Here is a 3,582-nt window from a genome sequence, read left to right on the forward strand (position 1 = left end):
AAATAACCACTTCTCAACTTATTAACCAGCCCTTTACGGGGTCAAGGGGGCCGTGCTCCCTTGTGAGGGGGTCTGAGGGGGAGCAAAGCTCCCCATTCTTTTTTTTCTTACGGTCAAATGCGATTGCCCTGGGGGGAGCCGGTGGCAGAGGCTTGCACACAAACGGTACGACACGGAGGAAAAATTGTATGCTCCTGTGGCACGGTTATTGTATCACTTAGTGGCAGGTATCCCCTCTACGGGTGGACTGGTGTACAGGAAAATAAAATAAATTTTACAGGCAGGTAAAGTTTTAAATAACTTTACCGATAAGAAACTTGAAGGGTTTATCTCAATTGCAAGGAGGTAAGTTATTATGGTAGGTGCAGTGAACAACCAAACGCTGTATACGTACAGCAGTGACATCAAGGAAGAAAAGGCCGAACGTCCGCAAGAAGACGTGAAGGAAAAAGGCAACGGTGGCGCCACAAGCGCTGTCTCCGTAAAGCTCTCTGGTGCTGCCAGGCAACTGTATGAGTCCGGTGCGTCAACAGAAGAGGAGAACGCTGCAGCAAGTGCAGCCGGTAGTGAAACGAGCAACAAAAATATCAACTCCGGCAATGCCTCCATGGATGCCGCTGAAGAGATAAAAGAGAGCCTTGTTAATGCCATCGCTTAAGCACAATTATCAAATGAGATATAGGGTAGGACTATAAGGTGACATATACACTGAAAGACAACGGTAGCCCGGCAATGAAGTCCGGTAAGATAAATGTGGAGGTGAGGCCATATGGAAATCAGGGGCTTTGATTTAGGCTCAACAATGGTTATGCGTCCCGTTCAGGCAACCAAAAAAACGCCCGAACGTAAAGATGCAGCACCTGACGCTGTACAGGAATCAAATAAGCAGGAGTCTGTAGCATTGTCATCCGGCAACCCTGATAAAGCGCAAGGTGTTTTTGCCGAGGAAAAAGCCAGTCTAACCGCTAAAAGCGCCGAACTCAAAGAGGAGGACGAGCGTGCCAGTCAGGCAAAGAAAAAGGCAGAAGAAGAAACGAAACTGCTTGACAAAAACTTCACCAAGGCCTATTTCGCCGTCGATGACAAAACTGACAGCGTGGTTATACGAATAGTAGATCGTGAAGGAAAACTCTTAAGACAGATACCGCCTGAAGACTATCTTAAGATGTTGCAGACAATGAAGAAAAACGTTGAAAGTATCTTCTCTACAAAAGCATAAGGCCTTAGAGACAGACAAGTGGTATCTCTAAGGTCTTACCCTATATATTGCCGCAACGCCTGCCGACGGAAAACAACTGCCAATATCAACCGGTTAATGGCATAAAATCAGGATGTGCCCAAAAGGGAGGGAATCAAAAAAATCGCTCAGAGGGCTGAAAAGGTAAATTGTTGTTAAACGTTCGTAGTTTTATATTATTTTTCTTATCGGCTGTCGTTGTACTCTTCCTTGTTTTTTCGTCGTATCTTCTGCTGCCGTCAATATTTCATGACAACGCCAACTTCATAGGTGACTCCCTGGAGATTTCCTTTAAAGGCGAATGTTCCAATTATAATGCATTTAAGCTGTCATTAAAGATAGGGCGTCCTTTTTCCTCCTTTATAGAGTGCCATCTGTTCAGGTATGTGAGGTCTGTCGGTGACTTGCAAAAGGTAAAGGCTGCTGTTGTCTTGATCTACTGTGTTGGGGTGGCGCTGTTGGCGCTGCTGTTACGGTGGCAGGGGATGACGCCAGTTGTAGCATTTCTTGTTAGCGTATCGATCTTCATGCTGCCGGGGCCGCAGTTTCATGTCTTTCTGAGCTGGCCCCCAAGTGCCATGGCCCCTGCTATGGCGTTGCTGAGTTATATGCTGTTTGCCCAAACTTGGCTGGTAAGGCCCCCTGACGCCAAGACCCTCGCCACATGGACAGCCAAAACAGCTTTGGCCTTTGTGCTGTTACTCATAGCCATGTTTACGTATCAGGCGCACGCGTTCTTTTTCCTTGTTGGCAGTTTCGTAGCAGTCGGCGCAGGGACGGCGGAGGGGAAAGCCCCACACACTCAAGTGCGTCTGACCACACGCCTGATTATTCGGGACATCTTCTTCTTTGGCATTAACAGTGTTGTGTACTACCTCAACAATAAGCTGTTCATCCCCGCAAAGTACAAGGCACAGATACTTGAAGAGATCAAGCTCGACCCCGATTACAGAGTGGAAATCTCCATAAATAACCTGCTCCAAAAACTCTCGCCCCTGGTCCATGACTTATTCCCTATTGTGTTTAACTTCTGGAGCATATATTTGCCCAAGGTTGTTGGCTATGTCGTGTTCCTGACGGTCGCTGTTTTGCTGACAGGCTTGTTGATAACCTCTGTCAGAAAAAAACGCTTTCACACAAGCATTGTAATTGTCTATGCGGTAGCGTTGTCCCTTTTCATCCTGGCGCCATGGATACTGACTCCTACAAAGCTGGTATTGAGACGATTCCTGTTTGCGGAGATGGCCTTTGCCCTGCTGCTGATACACTGGATGTTCAAATCTCTGCTGGGGGCAATCACTCAAGACCACAACAGGCAAAAGACGGCCACCATCGCTTTTGCTATCGTGCTTGCCGCATATGCCGCCATCACTTCGTCGTTTAACGTCGCCCTCAATGCAAGGAACTCAAACACGGAATTCATGTTTATAAAAAACGCCATTGCCCCCTTTGTGAACAACCCCATAACACGCATCCACGTGGTCAAGCCCCTGAACAACGAAACCGGTTTCAATGGCAGGGGGAGCATTGGCGATGAGTTTAACTGCAATGCCACGGCATTCACCCAGGATATACAGTATGTGTTGAGTGCGGCCCTGATCGACCTCAAAAACCCTGTCACTGCCGTGAAGTATTGCCTCTCCCAGGAGCCTTCCATCTGCGCCGATGACACCCCCGACAATACCGTCATCGCAACGGTATCGGAACCGGGAGCGCCAACCTGTGCGTCAAAAAACACCGTCTTTATCGATATGAACGCCCTGTTAAACACCACGGCCACCACCAAGGTGCCCATCATCCCCCTGCAATATCACAAGCCCTGTCAGAGTGAACTGATGAGCGTTGTTAGCGAAGACAACACCAAAAAGACGGTTAAATACGCATTTGACTACTCCGCCACAAAAGATGACTTCTGGGAGGCCTTGATCGACAGGCCAATACCGGCGGATATAACGTTTTACAAGCCACGGGCAATAACAAAGTACTCCATATCCAGTGGAGAAGACTCAGGAAAGATGCCAATATCATGGGAGTTTATGGCCCTGGATGAAAACAACTCATGGGTGTTGCTGGACAAGCAGACAGACACACAGAGGTGGGCACCATCTGAAAAGAGGGTCTTTCCCCTTGCAAACACCAGGGAGTACAAACAGTACAGGTTCATGTTTATAAAGGGTCAACACATCCAAGTGCTGAGGATATACGAAATAGAATTCGAATAAAGACAAAGAATCGGGGTATCCTCTTTAAATTTCATGGTAAACACTTTTTTACCCTGGTGACAATCCTTCTGTCTTACTTCTGATGATATCAGATAAGGCCGGCATTTTGAATTGTCTGCTTAT

3 protein-coding genes are annotated in these 3,582 nt (G+C 47.4%); all 3 read left to right on the forward strand.

Annotation, left to right across the window (positions count from 1 at the left end):
- The first annotated feature begins 355 nt into the window (after positions 1–355).
- The gene (locus tag HWQ67_RS14500) at positions 356–658 is read left to right on the forward strand and encodes a hypothetical protein (protein WP_218253405.1); all 303 of its coding nucleotides are present in this window, start codon (positions 356–358) and stop codon (positions 656–658) included.
- Between the two features lie 111 nt (positions 659–769).
- Positions 770–1,219, forward strand: coding sequence for a flagellar protein FlaG (locus HWQ67_RS14505; protein WP_218253406.1), 450 nt, complete (start codon positions 770–772; stop codon positions 1,217–1,219).
- Positions 1,220–1,641: 422 nt separating this feature from the next.
- Entirely contained in the window at positions 1,642–3,459 is a 1,818-nt protein-coding gene (locus tag HWQ67_RS14510) for a glucosyltransferase domain-containing protein (protein ID WP_218253407.1), read from the forward strand.
- The last annotated feature ends 123 nt before the right edge of the window (positions 3,460–3,582 follow it).

Source organism: Candidatus Magnetobacterium casense (assembly GCF_019173545.1).
GTDB classification, from domain to species: Bacteria; Nitrospirota; Thermodesulfovibrionia; order Thermodesulfovibrionales; family Magnetobacteriaceae; genus Magnetobacterium; species Magnetobacterium cryptolimnobacter.

Coding starts and splice junctions, on each gene's coding strand:
- HWQ67_RS14500 (WP_218253405.1), top strand. CDS start 356: ATGGTAGGTGCAGTGAACAACCAAACGCTGTATACGTACAGCAGTGAC.
- HWQ67_RS14505 (WP_218253406.1), top strand. CDS start 770: ATGGAAATCAGGGGCTTTGATTTAGGCTCAACAATGGTTATGCGTCCC.